At 48.7% G+C, this 20,931-nt stretch carries 12 protein-coding genes; all 12 read left to right on the forward strand.

Features of this window, described 5'->3' with window-relative positions; genetic code table 11:
- Window positions 1-176: 176 nt before the first annotated feature.
- The 12 genes from KVT36_RS08760 (at window position 177) to KVT36_RS08815 (ending at window position 20,843) form a co-directional block, all read left to right on the forward strand.
- Window positions 177-2,471 (forward strand): GH92 family glycosyl hydrolase, encoded by a 2,295-nt coding sequence (locus KVT36_RS08760; protein ID WP_368670012.1) that lies wholly within the window; start codon window positions 177-179, stop codon window positions 2,469-2,471.
- 13 nt (window positions 2,472-2,484) lie between these two features.
- On the forward strand, window positions 2,485-3,873 hold the full coding sequence (locus tag KVT36_RS08765; protein ID WP_217603116.1) for an SGNH/GDSL hydrolase family protein: 1,389 nt from the start codon (window positions 2,485-2,487) through the stop codon (window positions 3,871-3,873).
- 2 nt (window positions 3,874-3,875) lie between these two features.
- The gene (locus tag KVT36_RS08770; protein WP_217603117.1) at window positions 3,876-4,700 is read left to right on the forward strand and encodes an alpha/beta hydrolase family protein; all 825 of its coding nucleotides are present in this window, start codon (window positions 3,876-3,878) and stop codon (window positions 4,698-4,700) included.
- Between the two features lie 133 nt (window positions 4,701-4,833).
- Window positions 4,834-6,612 carry a RagB/SusD family nutrient uptake outer membrane protein gene (locus KVT36_RS08775; protein WP_217603118.1) on the forward strand — a complete coding sequence of 593 codons (1,779 nt, stop codon included), beginning with the start codon at window positions 4,834-4,836 and terminating at the stop codon, window positions 6,610-6,612.
- Window positions 6,613-6,629: 17 nt separating this feature from the next.
- Window positions 6,630-7,055, forward strand: coding sequence for a DUF5004 domain-containing protein (locus tag KVT36_RS08780; protein WP_217603119.1), 426 nt, complete (start codon window positions 6,630-6,632; stop codon window positions 7,053-7,055).
- A 43-nt stretch (window positions 7,056-7,098) separates the two neighbouring features.
- Window positions 7,099-8,115, forward strand: a complete 1,017-nt coding sequence (locus tag KVT36_RS08785) for a DUF4961 domain-containing protein (RefSeq protein WP_217603120.1) — start codon at window positions 7,099-7,101, stop codon at window positions 8,113-8,115.
- Window positions 8,116-8,155: 40 nt separating this feature from the next.
- A complete protein-coding gene (locus tag KVT36_RS08790; protein ID WP_217603121.1) occupies window positions 8,156-11,284 on the forward strand; it encodes a SusC/RagA family TonB-linked outer membrane protein in 3,129 nt (1,042 codons plus the stop codon).
- Between the two features lie 13 nt (window positions 11,285-11,297).
- A complete protein-coding gene (locus KVT36_RS08795) occupies window positions 11,298-13,064 on the forward strand; it encodes a RagB/SusD family nutrient uptake outer membrane protein (protein ID WP_217603122.1) in 1,767 nt (588 codons plus the stop codon).
- A 35-nt stretch (window positions 13,065-13,099) separates the two neighbouring features.
- The gene (locus KVT36_RS08800) at window positions 13,100-16,240 is read left to right on the forward strand and encodes a TonB-dependent receptor (protein WP_217603123.1); all 3,141 of its coding nucleotides are present in this window, start codon (window positions 13,100-13,102) and stop codon (window positions 16,238-16,240) included.
- A 10-nt stretch (window positions 16,241-16,250) separates the two neighbouring features.
- Window positions 16,251-17,390, forward strand: coding sequence for a prolipoprotein diacylglyceryl transferase (locus KVT36_RS08805; protein ID WP_217603124.1), 1,140 nt, complete (start codon window positions 16,251-16,253; stop codon window positions 17,388-17,390).
- Window positions 17,387-18,559, forward strand: coding sequence for a DUF4185 domain-containing protein (locus KVT36_RS08810; protein WP_217603125.1), 1,173 nt, complete (start codon window positions 17,387-17,389; stop codon window positions 18,557-18,559). Before KVT36_RS08805 ends, KVT36_RS08810 begins: the two co-directional genes overlap by 4 nt.
- A 10-nt stretch (window positions 18,560-18,569) precedes the next feature.
- On the forward strand, window positions 18,570-20,843 hold the full coding sequence (locus KVT36_RS08815) for a GH92 family glycosyl hydrolase (RefSeq protein ID WP_217603126.1): 2,274 nt from the start codon (window positions 18,570-18,572) through the stop codon (window positions 20,841-20,843).
- Window positions 20,844-20,931 lie beyond the last annotated feature (88 nt).

The following is a 20,931-nucleotide window of genomic DNA, read 5'->3' on the forward strand; positions in this document are numbered from 1 at the left end:
TTTGCTAAATCAGTTTAGCATATTTCACGCGTATGAAAAGGTTCCTTTACCTGCTACTGACGGGCTTTTTGGGGGTATCTGCAGCGGCGCAGACCGGGCCTGTGCTCAAAAATGACAATTGCCACTTTTACAGAGGGTTGCCACGTTTTAGTATCTTGCCGCAAAATTAAATCATAGTGAAGCAGATCCAGTTAATCATCGTTTGTACGTTTGTATGTTGTATTCACCGCGCAGCCGCCCAGTCGCCGGCGGACCTGGTGAACCCCTTTGTAGGCGCCAGTACCAGCGTAGGTGCTGCCGGCACCTATCATGGGTTGGGAAAAACATTTCCCGGGGCTACTACTCCCTATGGTATGGTACAGGTTAGTCCTAATACCATCACCGGTGGCGATAACGGTTCCGGTTACAGCTATGAACATACCAGCATAGAAGGATTTGCATTTACCCAGATGAGTGGCATTGGATGGTATGGAGACCTGGGCAATTTCCTCGTAATGCCCGCTACTGGGCCTTTAAGAACACAGGCAGGCAAGCCGGGTAGCCAGGAAGGCTATCGTTCAAACTATCTTAAATCAAGTGAAAAAGCAGCTGCAGGATATTATTCAGTGCAGCTATCAGATTATAAGATCAAAGCTGAAATGACGGCAGCGCCGCATAGCGGTATATTGAAATTCACGTTCCCCGCCAGCCAGCAGTCAAGGATCCAGATCGATCTTGCCCGCAGGGTGGGTGGTACTTCCACCAGCCAGTATGTAAAAGTAGTGAATGACAGCACCATCACAGGATGGATGAAATGCACACCGGATGGCGGTGGCTGGGGCAATGGAGATGGTCATGCAGATTATACCGTTTATTTCTATGCAGTATTCAGCAAGCCGTTGCGGCACTATGGCGTATGGAGCACTGATATTCCGGATAGTTGGCCGCGCAAGCTGGAAGATGTAACCAGTGACCGGTACCAGCAGCAGGTAAGCCATGCCGCCATCCTGAACGGCGTTAAAGAGAAAGAAGGAAAACACCTGGGCTTTTTCACGGAGTTTGATACAAAGGAAGGAGAGCAGGTATTCATGAAAGCAGGTATCTCCTTTGTCAGCATGGAAGGCGCGGCAGCTAACCTGCATCAGGAAATAAAAGACTGGAATTTTGATAAAGTACATAACCGTGCACGTGAGCTGTGGAACAGGGAGCTTTCCCGCATACAGGTGGCCGGTGGCACAAAAGAAGAGCAGCAGGTATTTTATACTGCCTTATATCATACCATGATAGACCCGCGTATTGTGCAGGATGTAGATGGTAAATATACGGGCGGAGATGGCAAGGTACATACCGGCAGCACTTTCCGCAAGCGTACCATTTTCAGCGGATGGGATGTTTTCCGCAGCCAGATGCCGCTGCAAACCCTGATCAATACTTCATTGATCAATGACCTGGTTAACTCGCTGGTTACCCTGGCGCAGGAAAAGAATAAGGATTACCTGGTACGCTGGGAGCTGCTCAATGCTTATTCCGGCTGTATGCTGGGCAATCCTGCTGTATCGGTGATCGCAGACGCCTATGCAAAAGGCATCCGCAATTATAATGTGCCGGAAGCGTACCGCCTTGCTGTTAATTCTGTAGAGCGCTTTGGAAACGGCGATAAAGGTTATACGCCGGGAAACCTCTGTCTTTCCTATACACTGGAATATGCCTACACGGATTGGTGTGTATCTCAGCTGGCTAAATGGTTGCATCACCCGGACGATGAAAAGAAATACGCTTTAAGAGGCAAAAATTATAAAAAGATCTTTGACGCAGAGAAAGGATGGTTCAGGCCCCGCGATACAGCTGGCAGCTGGCTGCCATGGCCGGATGCAGGCCGCATGACGGCCTGGTATGGCACCATGGAAAGCAATCCTTATCAGCAGGGATGGTTTGTGCCGCAGGATGTAGATGGGATGGTGGCGCTCATGGGTGGAAAAGAAAAAGTGATCAGCGATCTTCAGTCATTCTTTGAACATACGCCGGAAAATATGATGTGGAATGATTATTATAATCATGCCAATGAGCCGGTGCATCATGTGCCTTTCCTGTTTAACAGGCTGGGAAAACCCTGGTTAACACAGCAATGGACAAGAGCTATTTGCCGCAGGGCCTATCATAACAGTGTGGAAGGGCTGGTAGGTAATGAAGATGTGGGTCAGATGTCGGCCTGGTATGTGCTGGCAGCTATTGGCCTGCACCCGGTATGCCCCGGCGATACCCGGCAGGAGATCACCAGCCCGGTGTTTGATAAGGTAAGCTTAAAGCTGGAGAAGGGCATCTTTACCATCAAAGCCATTAACAATTCACCAGAGAATATTTATATACAAAGCGCAAAGCTGAATGGAAAGCCGCTCAACCAGTGCCACATCGACTACCGGGAAATTGCAAAGGGTGGCATGCTGGAGCTGGTAATGGGCCCTGCTCCCGCTCAGCAATGGGGGATCAACTAATTAATAGATGCACATGCGAAGAAAACTACTGTTATTGTTCATGGCTGCAGCAGCTTTACAGGCAAAAGCGCAGCAACATCCTGCGCCTTTTCAGCAGGGCGACCGTGTTGTTTTTGTTGGCAACAGTATTACGGACGGGGGCCATTATCATTCCTATATCTGGCTGTACTACATGACCCATTTTCCGGGCAGGCGTATTACCTGCCTCAATGCCGGGATAGGAGGGGATGTTATTACCCAGATCCGCGACCGGTTTGAGGATGATGTGCTTTCAAAAAAGCCTACGGTACTTACCCTTACCTGGGGCATGAATGATACCGGTTACTTTGAATGGTACAAAGCAGATGGAAAGGATACCATGCAGAAAAAGCTGGAGCGTTCGTATAGCAGTTACCGTATGGTGGAAGATCAGCTGAAAAAGCGTGCCGATATTAAGAAGATCTTTATTGGCACTTCGCCTTATGATGAAACAACCAGGTTCACGGATAAAAATATCTTCCCTCACAAAGCCGAAGCCCTGACCGAAGTAGTTGCCTTCCAGGAACAGGCGGCAAAAAAGAACGGATGGCCGTTTGTTGATTTTTACCATCCTATGAGGACCATCAATCAGCGCGAACAACAGCGGGATTCCACTTTCAGCCTTACGCCCGGTGATCGTATCCATCCTGATAACGATGGCCATATGGTAATGGCGTACCTGTTCCTGAAGGCTCAGGGCCTTGCTGATCAGCCGGTGGCCGGCATACGGATCGATGCTGCTACCAAAAAAGTACAGCAGGCAGTGAACTGTAAGATCAATGCAGTAACAGGAACTGCATCCGGTATCAGCTTTGGTTACCTGGCGCAGTCGCTGCCTTACCCGCTGGACACTATTCCACGTGGCTGGGGCAATCACAATAGACAGGCCGATGCTATGAAAGTAGTGCCTTTTATGAAAGAGTTCAACCAGGAAATATTGCAGGTGAGCGGGCTGCAGGCAGGCTCTTATAACCTGCTGATGGATGGTGAAAAAGTTGGCGTTTATGATGCAGGGCAGCTGGCTGCAGGTATTAACCTGGCAGAAAATACCCGTACACCGGAATACCAGCAGGCTATCCAGATCCGTGAATTGAATGAGGAGCGCTGGGATATTGAAAGACGTTTGAGAATGTATGCCTGGATAGAATTTGATTTCCTGAAACCAAGAGGAATGCTTTTCAAAGATGACAATGCAGCAATGGATTCTGTGAATACCCATGCAGCAACAGATTGGGCCGTAGGCGGTAACAAGGATAACTTTTCCCGTGCCCGTTACAAAGCCCTGCGTGAAGTATGGCAGGGAGAAATGAATATCCTGACAGATAAAATTTACGAGATCAATCAACCAAAACTGCACACCGTTACTATTGCAGCAGCCAGATAGTTATGAAGAACATTTTCAGAATTAGTTTATCACTGCTTTGCATACTGTATACATCAGTATTGCTGGCAGCAAAGGTGGATACTGTTACCACATTCAGTGCTGTTATGCACAAAGAGATCAAGGCCGTTGTGATCACCCCGCGGAATTACAGCAGCAAAAGCAGGCTCCCGGTGCTTTACCTGCTGCATGGCTTTAGCGGTAATTACAGCGACTGGGTAAAAAAAGACACAGGGCTGGCAAAGCTAACAGACGAATACCACATGATCATTGTATGCCCCGATGGTGATTTTGCCAGCTGGTATTTTGACAGCCCGGTAAAAGCCGGCTCAAAGTATGAAACCTATGTTGCAGGGGAACTGGTGAGCTGGATAGATCAGCATTATTCCACTATTGCAAGCCGTAAGGGAAGGGCTATTGCAGGACTGAGCATGGGCGGGCATGGCGCGCTGTTCCTGGCTTTCCGGCATACCAGCACTTTTGGTGCAGTGGGCAGCATGAGCGGGGGAGTAGACCTGCGCGCTTTTCCGCAAAGCTTTGGGCTGGACGAGGTGCTGGGAAAATACAGTGAAAACCCCGAGCGCTGGGAAAAGAACAGTGTGATCAACATGCTGTACCTGATCACGCCCAACCAACTGGATATTACTATTGATTGCGGAGCAGATGATTTCTTCATCCGGTATAATAACAAGCTGCATGAAGCGCTGCTGGAGCGTAATATACCGCATGATTACACGGTAAGACCCGGCTCGCATGCCTGGGAATACTGGTCTAATTCCATCCGGTACCAGGCCTTGTTTTTTCATCAATACTTTGAGAAAAATAATTGATTTAATTTGCTAAACCGGTTTAGTAGTCGTATTTTAGTATTCATCAGCCAGATCAGAGAATTTTAATACTATACCATCTTAGCAGACTTTTTGGGGCAACCTATTCACTGATACAAATAAACCACGCCAATTTATGATAAAACGAATTCCCGTTTTAGTGCTAATGGCATCGGCATTGGTGTATGCATCCTGCAGGAAAGAGGGCTTCCTTGCTGCCACCTCTACCACCAATCTGACCGAACAAACTATTTTTGCTGACAGTTCCAGGACCGTTGGTTTCTTAGCCAATATTTATTCCAATACAGGACTAAGTGCAAGCCTGAGCCGCTTTTCCTATAACTATGTCGTTTGCGGCGGGCTGGAGGCTGCCTGTGATGAGGCAGAACCTTCACATGCTTTTTCAACACCCGCCACACAGTTTGCTACCGGTACAGTAAATGCAGGCATCATTGGCGAAGAGCCGTACAAAACCTGCTACAGCAATATCCGTGCAGTGAATGTATTAATTAAGAACCTTCCCAACGCACCCTTAAAACCAGCTTACAAAACCCAGATGGTAGCAGAAGCCCGCTTCCTGCGCGCCTGGTACTATGCTATGCTGGTGCAGCATTACGGAGGCGTGCCGCTGGTAGGCGATACGCTGCTTACATATGATAAGCCCATCCAGGCAAAGCGGAATACTTATGCGGAGTGTATGGATTACATCCTCTCTGAATGTGATGCTGCTGCCGCCATTCTGCCCACCGCGCAAACGGGCCTCAATTACGGCCGTGCTTCCAAAGGAGCCTGCCTGGCATTGAAAGCGCGGGTACTGTTATACGCAGCCAGCCCGCTGTTCAATGGCACTACATTACCGGCAGATGCGGGTCCGGGTGGTGGAGTAAGCGTAGATCCTGCACTGGTAGGTTATGCAACCTTTGATATGAACCGCTGGAAGCTGGCAAAGGATGCTGCACAAGCAGTTATTGCACTGGGCGTGTATTCTTTGAATACGGTGAATAATTACCAGACAAGCTTACCGGGTTATGGGTTCCAGGGATTATTTCCCTTACGTGTGAATACGGAATACATTTTTGAACTGATGCGCCCTACGGGTAACAGTGATCTCGAAAATATATGCCTGCCTCCTTCCAGGGGCAGCAATGGTACCGGCTCTTTCCCTTACCAGGGGCTGGTGGACGCTTTCCCAATGAAAAACGGAAAGCCCATCACGGATCCCACTTCAGGTTATAATCCTGCTGATCCTTATAAAGACCGTGACCCCAGGCTGGGATACAGCATTATCCGGGATCAAACGGTTTTGCTGGTACGTACCGGTAACGGGCAAACGAACGGATCTGCTCCTGTGAACATTTTCGTGGGTAATTATAACGGCATCCTCACCGGGCAGGATGCAGTGCACCAGGGTACTATTACAGGGTATTACAATAATAAGATGCTGGATCCTGCCGCCATTGCAGCAACGCTCAGCTTTGCCAGCAACAGGGTAATGCCGCTGATACGCTATGCAGAAGTATTGCTGAACTATGCAGAAGCTGCCAATGAATATGAAGGCCCTACCGGCAATGTATATGCAGCTGTAGAAGCGGTACGGCAGCGCGCAGGACTGGATCCTTACCAGCTGCCCACCGGCCTTACACAGGCTGAAATGCGCACCCGGATCCAAAATGAGCGAAGGATAGAGCTGGCGTATGAAGGGCACCGCTTCTGGGATGTAAGAAGGTGGAAGATAGCACCGCAAACGGAAAGCATACAATCCATGGGCATGGAAGTGAACCGCAATGGAGGCGCAGTTACCTACAAGCCATTCAACGTTACCAAGCATAATTTCCGCCCGGCAATGTACCTGTGGCCCTTCCCGCTTTCAGAAACCGGTAAGTCGCCGGAATTAGTTCAAAATCCTGGTTATTGATCTTAATCCTGTATGATATGAATCGCTTTATACTCTTCATCGCCGCCTGTATCTGCTTCCTTGTTTCCTGTAAAGTAGAGGAGATTGCCCCGGTAGCTGAAGCGCCCAAGAATTTAACCGGCCGCTGGAAAATTATTAAAGCTACCCGGAATGGTACGGACATTACCAACGTTTTTGATTTTACACAGTTCAGGCTCAGATTTGATTCCACGGGCAATTATATGCTGGAGAATAAGCTGCCCTTCCTGGTGAATGTAAACGGGAAGTATGCGCTGGATGATCCGGAATACCCGTTCAAGCTCACGCTTACGCCTGAAGGGGGGAGCGCTATAACTACCTCGCTCAATTATCCAACGAGCGCCGGTGTCAGGCTGTTAAACCTCACTTTCGTTCCCGGCTGTGAGCTCAATGCCTATATCTATACACTGTCAAGGGATAATTGAAATATATGAGGAACTGATTTTTGAAAACTTACCTGATTATTATATGTTACCACGTTTACGTATCAAAGGACAAAGGATCTGGATGCTGGCTGCGCTGCTTATAGTGGCCATTATTTTCAGCTTCTGTCATATAAAGATCACCAAGGTCACCATTCCCGCATCTGCTAAAGTAGGGGATGTGGTGCCTATTCAGCTGGACATTGATGTATCCTGTAATTCCGATGGCTCTGATAAGCTGATCCTGGGAGTGCTGATGCCCAAAGGCTGGAAGGGTACACAGAACTTAACAGCCACTTACAAAGGCAGCAAAGGGGATGGCAGCTTTGTAATGACGCCGCTCAGCACCCTGGCCCCGCATGGCGATGGCAAGAACTGGCCGGATTACATGCGCGCAACATTTGGTATTGCCGGCAACCTGATAGATGATATGGAATGGGTGGTGATGCAGAGTGATGTACCATTTACCTATGGCAATAATGACAAGATCACCGGCTCTATTTTCCTTAAGCTGAAAGTTGGGGCAGATGATAACCCCACGCTTGTAAAGCTGGCGTATGTAGTAGCTAACACTACCAATGGCTTTACTTCTGATGGCAACGTGGATGCAGGATACGGGCCTACCGCGGAGTATTATAATGAATATATCGGGGACTGTTTTACCGTAACCGGCGGCAGCGGCGACCTGGTTGACTTCTGTAATCCACAGCTCACCACTATTTCACCGCCCAAATCCCTGGATAATGACCTGGTGACCATCACCTTTGATTCCAATGTAGCCAATACGGCCCTGTCAGGAAGCAGTGAAGTATACCTCTGCGCTACCGGTACCACCAATGATGGTAAAACGATCATTATCTGTGAGCAGACCAGCAAAACACTGATGAAGCTCACGGGCAGGGGAAGGTACGAGATCACCCTTTGGCCGCGGTCGTTCTTTGGGATCAACGATAGCCAGACGGTCACTAATATGACTTACTATATCCGGGATAAATCCGGCACCAAACAGGTTGGGTATGGTAATACCACTGCTCCCTTCACTTATAAGTTTAAATGTGGCTGATCATTGCCACAACCAAAATCATCGTTTAAAACCTGATTCTATGCGCTATTGGTACTATAATATATGCCTGATCGGTGTAGCCTGTCTGCTGGCGCTTCCGCATACTACGCGCGCCTTTCAGTCATCACAGGATACCACCACAAAGGGCATTGCTCATCCGGGATGGGCAAATGGCACTGTTGTGAATGAATTTAATGAACCCTTGCCCGGTGTAAAGGTGGGCGTTAAAAATAAAGCAGATACGGTATTCACAGATAAGAACGGGCATTTTGAAATAAATGCGCCGGCAGGCGTCATGCTCGTGTTTTCGTATAAGGATTACTATACCCGTGAATTACCGGTAAAAGCAGGAAAGGCCCTGGATGTGCAGCTAACAGATGCTTTCCTGAGATCGCCAAAGGAGGTGAACATGTTATATGAGCGGGTAGACCGTTCACGCGTGCCAGGTGCGGTATCCACCATTTATACCAACCAGCTTACCACCACGCCGGCTTCCCTGTACGTATATGCGTTCCCGGGTCAGATGTCCGGTGTGTACACCAAACAGAATAGCGGGTTTACCTCTTTCAATGTAAAGGAAATATCTTCTCCCGAGGTTATTGGACAAACACTGGTAAATGCAGGCTCCAATAACAACCGGTCTACAGATAATTCAGAGATTGCCCTGAGCGTACGCGGGCAAACGCCTATCACGGTGATAGACGGGGTGCAGCGGGAGATCTCTTCTATTGATCCGGAATCCATCGAATCCATTTCAGTGCTGAAAGATGGTTTCTCCACCTTATTGCTGGGCAATAACAGCTCGCACCCCGTGGTGCTGGTCACTACCCGGAGGGGAGAGCTGGGACGCCCGCGTATTTCGTTTACTGCGCAATCAGGCGTACAGCAGTCATTAGGCATGCCAAAGCCGCTGCCCGCCTACCAGTACGCCTATCTGCTGAATGAAACGCTGGCCAATGACGGCAAGCCCGCACTGTATAGCGCGGAAGATTTCAATGCTTACCGGAACCATACTGATCCTATTGGTCATCCGGATGTGAACTGGTTTAATACCCTGTTGCGGAACTATTCTCCTATCTCCAATTATAAGCTGAACGTGAACGGGGGTACGAATGTAGCGCGCTATTCCGTATCGCTGAGCTATTTTGACCAGGAAGGGATCTTCAAAACCAGCCCGGATATTACTTATAATACCAACAACAGCTTAAAACGTTACATCATCAATTCCGACATCGGTGTGCAGGTTAATAAAAACCTGGATGTAGACCTGCAATTGTTTGGCCGTGTGCAGAATGCGCGGGAGCCTGGAAATGATTACAATGCACTGCTGTCGGCACTGTATGCCACACCCAATAACGCTTATCCCATCTATAATCCTAACGGCACTTTCGGCGGTAATAATACCGGCGGTAATAACGGCCCTTATAGTAATAACCTGTTGTCAAGGGCGCAGTACTCCGGGTATACACAGAATAATACCAATGATATCCTGGCGAATGTAGACCTGCATTATAACCTGAATAGCGTATTACCCGGACTAAGCGCAAAGCTGAAAGGGAATTTATCTTACCAGTCCATTACAGCGCTGGACAGGAGCCTGCAGAACCCTTCCTATGGCCTGATGGATAATGAGTATCTGATTTATGGCACTACCACTGCGCAGAACAATAAGTTCCGTACAGTATTCACTTCCCGCCAGTCCTTCGGACAATTAAGCCTGAACTACGACCGGCACTTTAATAAAAGTAATGTAACGGCACAGGCATTATATGATGTGAAGTCTATTGTGGCAAACTACGACCTGGCTTCTACCACCACGAATGTTGGTCTAAGGGCAGGGTACGATTATGAGAATAAGTATTTTGTAAATGCAACGCTCATCGGCAGCAAAAATAACCGTTATCCTTCCGGCGGCCAGTGGGGCCTGTTCTATGGCGCAGGCCTGGGCTGGGAAATGGGGCGTGAATCATTTATAAAAGATAATATTTCCTGGATCAGCGGCTGGAAATGGAGGGCTACCTATGCAAGAACAGGCAATGCAAACATTGATCTGAACGCAGCGCTGTATTACGCCTATTCACAAACATATTCTTCCAACAACAATAATAAGAATTACCAGGTAGGCACCAGCTATACCAATGTGTATTACCAGTATGAGGGTACCCTGGCTAATCCATACATCACCTGGGAAAAAGGCGATAAGCTGGATATTGGTACGGATATTTCTTTCCTGCATGATCATTTGCAGCTGTCAGCTGATTATTACCATGACCGCTATTCGGATGTGCTGGGCTTTCGCGGCAATTCCATCGCCCTGTTAGGTACTGCTTACCCGTTGGAGAATATTGGTAAGAACCTTTACCAGGGTATAGAGCTGTCCCTTACCTATAACAACCACGCAGGCAATTTCAACTACTTTGTAACAGCCAATGGCAGCCTGGCTTATTCAAAGATCCTTTACAACGACGAGCTGGCAACGCCATACGCCTGGAACAGCCGCACAGGATTACCGGTATCAGGTACCTTCTACGGTTATACGGCATTAGGGCTTTACCAGGATGCGCATGATGCTGCCACTAGCGCGCATATAGCAGGGTATACCCCCAGCCCCGGTGATATCAAGTACAAAGATCTTAACGGGGATGGAGTTATTGACTACTTTGACCAGTCCACCATCGGGGGCCGTAAGCCGCTGGCTTTTTACGGTGTAACCCTGGGCGCTAATTACAAGGGATTTAATTTCAGCGTTATTATCCAGGGGGTAGCCAACCGGCAGATCAGCGTAGAAAATAATGTGATCGATCATTTTGGCCTGGATTATTCCACTACTAACGGGCAGGCATATGCCAGCGCCACGGGCCGCTGGACGCCGGAAACGGCAGACAGGGCTACGCTCTCACGCCTGGCAGTATCTGCGGCAAATAATAACGCACTGTTCTCCACCTTTTACCTGAAGAATGGAAACTATGTACGCTTGCGCAATGCGGAGCTGGGATATTCATTGCCTTATAGTTTACTGAGAAGGATCCGCATCTCCGGTTTAAAGATATTCCTGGATGGCGAGAACCTGTTCACCATGGCAGGATTTAAGGGGATGGACCCGGAAGTAATGCCCACCAGCTACCCTATACAAAGAGTGGTAACTGCCGGGGTTAATATTAAGTTATAAATGAGATTGAGCTATGCAAAGACATTATATCCATACAATAGCTGTTTTCCTGCTGGTGGCGGTCATTTTGGGCGCTTGCAAAAAATATGAGCAGTTCCCGGTAGACAAAGTGACCGGTAACTATGTATTTGATCCGCTGGATTCTGCAGGGGTAAATGCACAGTCGTTCTTATATGGGATCTATGCCATTGTCAAGAATGGCCACAACCGGGTGGGCGGTGATTACCTGGATGCAGCCTCAGATGATGCAGTATCTTCCAAAACAGGCGGCAATATACCGGTTACCCTCATCGCTACCAATGCGGTAACTGCTTTCAATTTCCCGGGTGCGGAGAATCTCTGGGAAGGTACCAATCTCTCGCAGTCGCCTAATAGTACCGGCGTACCGGAATCTTTCTGGGCAGGGATCCGCAATGCCAATATTTTCATCAATAACATTGGCGTAGTGCCGGTAAAGGGAGGGCTTGCCAATGGCACTACAACAGCCCAGGTGTGGAGAAGCGAAGCGCGGTTCCTGCGTGCCTATTTCTACTTTGAGCTGGTAAGGCGTTATGGCGGCGTACCGCTGCTGGGCGATAAAGTGTATAACATCGGAGAAGATCTTAGCCTTCCCCGCAGCAGCTTTGCAGATTGTATATCTTATATCACAGGGGAATGTGATGCCATCAGGGATAGCCTGCTCACAGCCCCGGTAGCAGATGCAGATAACTACCGCGTTACAAAGGGTGCCGCTATGACCCTTAAGATGAAAGCCCTGCTGCTGGCTGCCAGCCCGCTCTTTAACGGCAACAATATTGATAATGCAAATAACCTTACCGGGTATACGAATTATGATGCAAACCGCTGGGTGCAGGCAGCACAGGCTGCAAAAGATGTGATAGACCTGCATACTTATGCCCTGCATACTTCTTTTACCGGCATTTTCCTGGATCAGAATAACAGTGAGCGCATTTTTATCCGGCCGGGGAACAACACTACCAGTATTGAAACAGGCAATAGCCCTGTAGGGTTTTCAGCAGGCGGCACCGGCAATACCAGCCCTACGCAGGAGCTGGTGGATGCTTTTCCCATGCAGAACGGCCTGCCCATTACAGACCCGGCTTCCGGGTACCTGGTATCTGATCCCTATAGTGTATTGTCTGATGTAAAACGTGATCCACGCTTTACCGCCACCATTTTCTATAATGGCGCCAAATGGCTGAACGGCACGGTACAAACATATGAAGGAGGGCAAAGCAAGCCTAATTCCTCTTTACAGCAAACAGTAAGCGGTTATTACATGCGCAAGTTCATGGGCAATTTTGAAGCTGCCGCCACCTTCAGCAATCATTCTTCCGACTGGATCATTATGCGGTATGCAGAGGTGCTGCTGGCCTATGCAGAGGCGCGTAATGAAGCAGAACCTGCGCCGCAGGCAGATGTGTATGAGCAGCTGTATGCCATCAGGGCACGTGCAGGAATTGAGGCCGGGGCAGGCGGCAACTATGGCCTGGCGCCTGGTATGACGCGGGAGCAGATGAGAGCTGTTATTCAGAATGAATGGCGGATAGAGTTTGCCTTTGAAGAGCACCGGTATTTTGATATCCGCAGGTGGAAGATAGCCGGCACCGTTATGAACCAGCCACGTACGGGCGTATCCGTAGTAAAGAGCGGTAACGCTTTTACCTATAATCCCATTACGGTGCTCACAACGGTGTTTAAGGAAAGTCAATATCTGTATCCCATCCCTTACAATGAGGTGGCCAAGAACCCGAATATGAAACAAAATCCGGGACAGTAAACCCATTGCATTCCTAAAATTATAAACAAACAGATATGCGGAAAATAATACTGCTCATTTGTATAATTATAAATATCATTCCCGGTTATTTGCTGGCGCAGAACCGCGTTATCACCGGCACCGTGCGGGATCTCCAGGGACCGCTGCCCGGGGTATCTGTGGGCGAGAAGAATGTGCCGGGTAACGGGGCGGTTACCGATGCCGGAGGTAAGTTCAGAGTAACGTTAAAAGGCAGATCCAATACGCTGATATTCCGTTTCGTGGGATATGTAACCCGGGAGCTGAACGTTGCAGGAGAGGAGAAGAGTATCGACGTAACCATGGCTTCAGATAACCAGGCGCTGGGCGAAGTAGTGGTGGTAGGTTATGGCAAAACAACCCGTATTACCAATACCGGTTCTGTAAGCACCATTAACGCAGCGGAGATCAGGAACGTGCCAACAGCCAATGTGCAGAATGCATTAACAGGAAGGCTGCCGGGCTTCTTTTCCCAGCAGGGATCAGGCCAGCCGGGAAAAGATGCTTCTGACTTTTATATACGGGGCGTAAGCTCGCTGAACCCAGCCGGCAATAAGCCCCTGATCATTGTGGATGATGTAGAGTACACCTATGACCAGCTGCAGCAGATCAATGTGAATGAGATTTCTTCTATCTCTGTGCTGAAAGATGCTTCTACCACTGCTATCTATGGTATCAAGGGGGCAAACGGGGTGCTGGTAGTAACTACCCGCCGTGGTAAGCTGGGCAAGCCGCAGATCAATGTGCGGGTGGAAGGTGGGATACAAACGCCTACAAAGATCCCTAAATTCCTGGATGCCTACCAGTCTGCCACCCTGATCAACCAGGCGGAGGCAAATGATGGCCAGATCCCTGAATTTACACAGGATGACCTTAACCTGTTTAAGAACGGGCAGGATCCTTACGGGCATCCCAATGTGAATTGGTATGATGCTATTTTTAAACAGTACAGCTACCAGCAAAATACCAACCTGGATATTTCCGGTGGTAATAACGTGGTGAAATACTTTATTTCCGGCGGTGCGCTGAACCAGAATGGACTGGTGCGTAGTTTCCCTGATCCGCGGGGCAACGTTAATACCAACTACAATTTTAAGCGGTATAATTTCAGGTCTAACCTGGATCTGAAGGCCAATAAAACATTGGACCTGCGGCTGGATGTGACCACCCGTTTTTCCACCACCAACTCGCCTAACCTGAGTGCGGCCAGCGCCTTATCAGAGGTGTTTGACTTTAGCCGTTTAACGCCTTTTACAGCGCCCTTCCTGAACCCGGATGGATCTTACGCTTACGCCTACTCGCGGTTCAACAGCGGGCATTTGCCTACCCTGAATGCTAGGCTGGCCACCGGTGGTTACCAGAATGCAAAACGTACGGATTATAACATTATGTTCAATGCTACCCAGCAGCTGAATGCTATTACGGATGGATTGTCTGTGACTGCGCGCGTGGCTTATTCCAGCCAGGAGCAATATACCCGGGGTACCGGTAACTACGGGCCTATCCCATCTTACCACTATGATCCGGCCAGTAAATCTTACCTGCTGAATCCCGGCGGTACCTATGTATTCCCGAATATTTACTATAGCGGCAATACAAATATTTATACCACCAATGTCAATGTGCAGCTCTTTTCCAATTATGACCGCACTTTTAATTCCAAACACCATGTGAGCGGCCTGGTATTGCTGAATCAGCAGTCGCAGACCTTTGATGCGTATGATAATTTAGATCCCGCATCAGTAGGCGTGCCGGCAAAGTTCCAGGGGGTATCTGCATCTGCTAATTATGAATATGACGGCAAGTATTTATTGGACCTGAAAGCCGCCTATAACGGAACGGACCGGTTTGCGTCTAACCACCGTTTTGGGCTTTTTCCTGCCATAGGCATCGGGTATAATTTGTCCGGTGAAAAGTTCTTTAAAGAAGCCTTCCCCGTGTTCGGGCTGTTCAAGATCCGCGGTTCCTATGGCATTGTAGGTTCAGATGCAGCGCCTAATAACAGGTATATCTATGCACAGAACTACATTCAAAATCTCAATAATTATCCGTTCGGGGAATCACCCATTAATTACAACATGTTTTATGAGGGCAACCTGGCCAACAGCAATGTGGTATGGGAAAAGCAGCGGGAAATCAACCTTGCGCTGGACCTGAACATGCTGAAGGATAACCGCCTTTCCGCTACCATCGAGGTATTCCGTAACATCCGTTATGATCAGCTGATAGTGCCTAACAATGTACCTGATATTATTGGGGTAGGGTTGCCGGCTATAAACGTGGGGCGTACACGTAACCAGGGCTTTGACGGGCAGATAGGTTATCACAGCAGCATTGGCAATGTACAGTGGGGAACTAACTTTGTATTCTCCTATGCAAAGAATAAAATATTGTATGAGAGTGAAGCAGCGCCGGCATACACCTGGCTGGCACGCACCGGCCAGCCGCTGAACCAGCCATTCGGGTATCATTCTTTAGGGTATTATACCGAGCAGGATCTTGCAAATGTAACCACCTATCAGAATGCAAATGGCGGCAGCAATGCCGGTAATAAAACAGTAGCTATCCCGGATAACGGGCTGCCATTACATGCAGGCGATCTCAAATACCAGGACCTGAACGGGGATGGCTTTATTAATATCTTTGACCAGCGGGCTATCGGGCATCCTAATTTGCCTAATACCAACCTGGGTTTAAATCTGCAGGCATCTTACAAGGGCTTTAGTGTGAGTGTGCTGCTGCAGGGCTCTTTCAACTATAGCTTTATTATTACAGGCACCGGTATAGAGCCGTTTATAGGGCAGTTCCAGCCTGTACACCTGGAATCCTGGACGCCTGAGAATGCGGCCGCTGCAGGGTATCCAAGGCTTACTACTAATAAGTCATCTGTGAACAGTCCTACATATTACCCTTCAGATTACTGGCTGGTGAATGCGCATTATGTGCGCCTGAAAACAGTGGATATTGGTTACCAGTTCCCGACCCGGATGTTACCTTTCAAATTGAACAGCGTACGGCTTTATATGAGCGCGTACAACCTGTTCACCTGGGATAACTACCGTAAATACCAGCAGGATCCGGAGATCAGCACCAATACCGCCGGAGATGCGTATATTAACCAGCGTGTGCTGATAATGGGGCTGCAGATCAGTCTTTAAAATATGCCGTATGTTCCCGACTATAGGAGACCTCGTCAGCTATTTATTCCCTATATCCGTAAAGGTCAATCTACAGACCTTCGGTACCTTGATGGCCCTGGCATTTGCCGGGGCCTATGTTGTATTTGTGGCGGAGTTTAAAAGGAAGAAAGCTGATGGCACTATCCGGGCAATAACGGTTAAGGAAACGGAGGGGCTGCCGGCATCACTGCCGGAACTGTTGCTGAATGCGGGCCTGGGCTTCCTGTTGGGATACAAGGGCCTGGATGTATTGCTGGCTCTTTTACGTGGAGATGATCCTGCGCCGGGTTTCCTTTCCTTGCAGGGTAATATAGTGGCAGGGCTTATCCTGGCCCTTGTTTGGGGAGCATGGGTATATATAGACCGGCAGCGCTCCCGGTTAGCGGAACCAAAGGAAATAGTTCGTTATATTCATCCTTACCAGCTGATGCCGTTCATTACTTTTATGGTAGGCATCTGGGGTTTCCTGGGGGCAAAGCTGTTTGATGCAGCGGAGCATTTCCAGGAGCTGTGGTACCAGCCGCTGGAAGTATTGTTGTCACGCAGCGGGTTTACTTATTATGGAGGTTTGATCTTTGGCGCCTTAACTTACCTGTATATAGGATACCGGAATAAGATCCCGCTGATCCATATGGCGGATATAGGTTCGCCGGGCATGATGCTGGCTTATGGTATTGGAAGGATCGGCTGTCAGCTATCCGGCGATGGTGACTGGGGCATTGTGAACGGGCATGTTAAACCGGCCTGGATGCCGCAATGGGCATGGGCTTCCACCTACCCGCATAATGCCATTGATGCAGGAGTATATATTCCGGGCTGCACGTTGCAGCATTGCCACGTATTACCCGTTGGCGTGTATCCAACACCGTTTTATGAAGCCGCCTTATGCATCCTGTTGTTTGGAATAATGTGGATGCTGCGGAAACGGTTGAAAACACCAGGGGGTATGTTCTTTTTATTTCTTATACTGAATGGTGCAGAGCGGTTTTTTATAGAGCTGTTGCGTATTACGCCAAAGTACCCGGTATGGGGTATGCAGCTAAGCCAGGCACAGATGATAGCCTTGCTGTTTATTGCTGGCGGAGTGGCAGGTATTATTTTTCAACGTAAAAAATTTTCATGGATATGAAACGAATGTTGTTTACGGCAATAGGTGTGTTACTCCTTTTCCATGTGCACGCACAAACGCCGGACCTTACACCACCGCAGTTTAAGGTAGAGGAAGCCCCGGAATGGTCAGCGCTTTTTATCCGGAATAACGGATGGTTTGGGGGCGATGGGATCTACACCATCCCGTTTAATGGCAGGGAGCATCAGGCATCGGATAGCCTGCTTTTTATATTCAGTGATTCCATGATCGGCAGCATTGTGAATGACTCGCTGCTGCCGGGTTCCAGGATGATCCATAATAGTGTGGCTACGCTGAAGGGGCATTTACCGGATAGCAACAAAATGCATTTTGCATGGGATGTTAATGAAAAAGGAGAGGCAATATCAGCGTTTGATCCGCATACCCCCAAAACCGGGAAAACAGATTACTACTGGCTGGGCGATGGTTTTGTGAACCAGGAGCAGGATAATACCCTTTATATTTTTGGTTACCGGATCAGGAACGTATCTGAAGAAGCGTTTGGCTTTCGTGAAGTAGGCAATACGCTGATCAGGATCCCCGCAGGCAGCAAGCCCCCGTTTAAAGGATATAAGGAAATGGATACGCCTTTGTTTTTCAAGGATAAAGACGGGCATACCGGCTCTTACGGTGCAGGCATTTTTGTAAATACCGCCAAAGCTGGTGCGCCTGCACCGGATGGTTACGTGTATGTATATGGGGTACATGGCATGGCAAAACAAATGGTGGTAGCCAGGGTAAAGCCCGCTGCTTTTGATAAGTTTGACCAGTGGCGTTTCTGGGATGGCGCTGGCTGGAATAAGGAAATGAGCAAGGCGGCAGATGCAACGGATAAGGTGTCAAATGAATTGAGCCTTTCTCCGTTGGGAGATGGACGTTATATCCTGGTATTCCAGGAAGGAGGAATGGGCACTCACATCAGCATGCGCATAGGCGCCAGTCCTGTAGGGCCTTTCGGGCCGGTTACCAGGTTATGGGATTGCAGCAGTGATGCAGAAGAAAAAACGTATGTAATGTATAATGCTAAAGCACATCCGGCCCTTTCAGCGCCAGGGGAGCTGCTCATTAGCTACAATGTAAATTCAGTGGAGTTCTTAAAAGATCTGCAAAAGCATCCTCATTTATATCGTCCAAGGTTCATCAGGCTAAAAATTAATTCGCTAAAGTAACATAACGGGGATGAAGCATTTATTCGTAAGCCTGGCCCTGGTTATGGTCGCTATGCTGCCGGGCTTTGGCCAGGATAACCTGGTGCAGTACGTGAATACCAGGCAGGGTACCAACAGCAAATATGAATTTTCCTATGGTAATACCTATCCTGCAACGGCGCTGCCATTTGGTATGAATACCTGGACACCGCAAACAGGTAAGAACGGCGATGGCTGGAAGTACCAGTATTTTGTGCATACCATCCGTGGCTTTCAGCAATCGCACCAGTGCAGCTCCTGGGTGAATGACTATGCTGTTTTTTCGCTTTTCCCGGAAGCAGGTGAGCTTGTGGTGGATGAGGATAAACGGGCAGCGTCGTTCAGGCATGAGCAGGAGGTTGCCCAGCCCGGGTATTATAAGGTAGTTTTCGATAATGGTATAAAAACAGAGATCTCTCCCACAGAAAGAGGGGCACACCTCCGGTTCACTTATCCCAAAGGTAAAAAGTCCATCCTTATACTGGATGGCTATACGAAAATGAGCCAGGTGAAGATTGATCCCAGCGCGCAGAAAATTACCGGTTATGTAAATAATTGCCGCTGGGCGCCACAGAACTTTCGCAACTATTTTGAGATCACTTTTAATAAGCCTTTTAAAAGTTATGGTACCTGGGAGAACAGGCATAATACCATACATGCGGATAGTGTGGCTGCGGAAGGAGAAGGGGCAGGTGCTTATATTGAATTTGCAGCAGGACAGCAGGTGGAGGCAAAAGTGGCATCTTCCTATATCAGTTCTGAGCAGGCAGCCCTTACCTTACAGCGTGAGCTGGGAGGTTATACGAAATTTGAAGATACACACCGTGCTGCAGATAAGATCTGGAATACCTTGCTGGGCCGGATGAAGATAGAAGGAGCAACAGAGGAAGGGAAAGCAACTTTTTATTCCTGTTTATATCATGCCAACCTGTTCTCCCACCAGTTCTTTGAATATGGGAAGGATGGGCAGCCTTATTATTACAGCCCTTATGATGGAAAGGTGCATAACGGGTATATGTACACGGATAACGGGTTCTGGGATACCTTCAGGGGCCAGTTCCCGTTGAATACCATCCTGCATCCCGCTATGCAGGGGCATTATGTACAGGCGCTGCTGGATGCGCAGCTGCAATGCGGCTGGCTGCCTGCATGGTCGTTCCCGGGGGAAACCGGTGGTATGCTGGGCAATCATGCTATTTCCCTGCTTACAGATGCATGGGTAAAAGGTATCCGCACTTTTGACCCGCAACAGGCGCTGAAGGCTTATTTACATGAGGCCACCAATAAAGGCCCCTGGGGCAGCGCTAACGGCAGGCCGGGATGGAAGGAATATTACCAGCTGGGGTATGTGCCTTATTCACAGCAAACGCTGGGCGCTTCTTCCTGGACACTGGAATTTGCCTATGATGACTTTTGCGGGTATCAGCTGGCAAAAGCAACGGGACAGCCTTTTTACGAGCAAATTTTTAGCAGGCAAATGTACAATTACAAAAATCTGTATGATACTGCTACAGGTTTTATGCGTGCAAAGGATGAGGAAGGCAAATGGATCACACCTTTTGATCCGCTGGACTGGGGCGGTCCTTATACAGAGGGCAATGCCTGGCACTGGACCTGGTCTGTGTTTCATGATGTGCAGGGACTGATTAACCTCATGGGCGGTGAAACAAATTTTACTGCTAAAATAGATTCGGTTTTCAGTGTGCCTGGCACCATCAAAGTAGGAGGATACGGGCAGGTGATCCATGAAATGACAGAAATGGCGGCTTTTAAGATGGGACAATATGCGCAGGGCAATGAGCCCATCCATCACCTGGTATACCTGTATAATTATGCCGGGCAGCCCTGGAAAGCGCAATGGCATGTACGGCAGATCATGCAAAATATGTACAATGCTACGGAGAACGGTTATCCGGGCGATGAGGACCAGGGGCAGATGTCATCCTGGTATGTGCTCAGCGCTGCAGGTTTTTACAGCGTGTGCCCCGGCACGGATCAGTATGTGATCGGCAGCCCATTGTTCCCTAAAATGACCATCACCCTGGAAAATGGAAAACAGTTTGTAGTGGAAGCGGAACATAACAGCCCGGAGAACGTATATATCCAGTCGGCCACCCTTAACGGGCAGCCTTACACGTTTAACTGGATCTCCCATGCGGATATTATAAAAGGCGGTGTGCTGCACCTGGTAATGGGCCCCAAGCCTGCTTTACAACGGGGAGGCGCTCCGGAAGACCGTCCTTTTTCACTAACAGCGATCAATTAAGAGATGAGGATTATGGTTTTTATAGAAGAACTTGTGTTGTTCAGGAATAAATGTTTCCTTTATTATGGCTGTGCGGATGGGAGAGTAG

This window comes from Chitinophaga sp. GbtcB8, assembly GCF_019091455.1.
Lineage (GTDB): Bacteria > Bacteroidota > Bacteroidia > Chitinophagales > Chitinophagaceae > Chitinophaga.